This is a genomic window from Pseudomonas sp. MF6776, assembly GCF_016613125.1.
Classification (GTDB): Bacteria; Pseudomonadota; Gammaproteobacteria; order Pseudomonadales; family Pseudomonadaceae; genus Aquipseudomonas; species Aquipseudomonas iridis.
This window is the reverse complement of sequence record NZ_JAENSQ010000093.1, coordinates 1-1,183: the sequence shown is the minus strand read 5'-3', so window position 1 is coordinate 1,183 and position 1,183 is coordinate 1. Positions and strand designations below refer to the sequence as shown.

Below are 1,183 nucleotides of genomic sequence, written 5' to 3'. Positions count from 1 at the left end.
GTTCGACGGCACGACGTCCAAGGGGCAGCCCGTAGTTCATGCGACCACCGGCGTCTGGGAACTGGCCGTTAACGAACTTAGCGTGGCCGCGCACAGTTTCAAAGCCAAGGCCTTGTACGGCTCGGGCGCAGAGTCGGCAATCCGGACGTTCACCGTGGCAGACAAACTGAAAATCACACACATTCAAGATCCACGGTACATGATGGTCAGTCCCGATGGAACATTCGCCTATGTAGGCTGTCGTGGAGAATATGATATAGGCAATAGATCGCTGAACCTGATCAATCTCGCGACACAGACAATCACGAAATCTGTGGACCCGGGCCATGTCACTAGTGCAGTACTCTCGCCAGACGGCAGGCGAATCTACCTTTGTGTGGGCAGCAATATCGTCGAGTATGATGCAACTGACTTGACACTAAAAAGGACCTACACTGGCAAGCATATACCTACATCATTGGCTTTAAGCCCTGACAACACCCGATTCTATTGCGTAATCGTTAACGCCCAAGTTGACCCCCCTGGAAAACTGGAGGTAATTAATGTTGCCGACGGCCAGACTATCCGAACAATAGACGTGGGATGGAACCTGGGTAAAACCCTTATAAATCCCGACGGCAGTCTAGTTTATGTTTTATGCCGAAATAGGATAGGTACTGTGCAAGGAGGAGTTGGCGTAATTGATACCAGCACTTTGAGACTTATTGACGTTATTGAAACGGGAGAAATCTCTACAGACATGGTCGCAAGCCCTGACTGGGAATTCTTATATGTTACAAGGGAAATTTCAAATGAATTAATCGAAATCAGCACCCGCACAAACAAGGTTACACGCCGCATACCAACCAAGTTAGAAATAGCAAGGCTAGCAATCACGCCCGATGGAAAACACTTGTGTGGTCTCGGGCCTGAAAATAATAACGAAGCCACGATATTCGATACCAACACACTAGATGCTCGCCCCATCCCTGCTGGCCGCAAGCCTTCCGCAGTAGCCTTCAGCAAGGACGGCCAGCGCGTATACATCTGCAATTATCAAGACGACAACTTATGGGAGGCGGTTACAGGAGCTGAGTGCAACACGGTTATTGAATTGAAGCTGGAGCATCATGCCGCATAGCCATAGCTTCCTGCATCACCTCGTCCATAACCTCGATCGGACACTTGAAGTCGAAGCGCTTAC

1 protein-coding gene is annotated in these 1,183 nt (G+C 49.7%); it reads left to right on the top strand.

The features are described from left to right. Positions 1 to 1,120 (top strand): YncE family protein (locus tag JJD74_RS30560; RefSeq protein WP_200618103.1); only part of this gene is annotated, 1,120 nt, incomplete at its 5' end. Positions 1,121 to 1,183 lie beyond the last annotated feature (63 nt).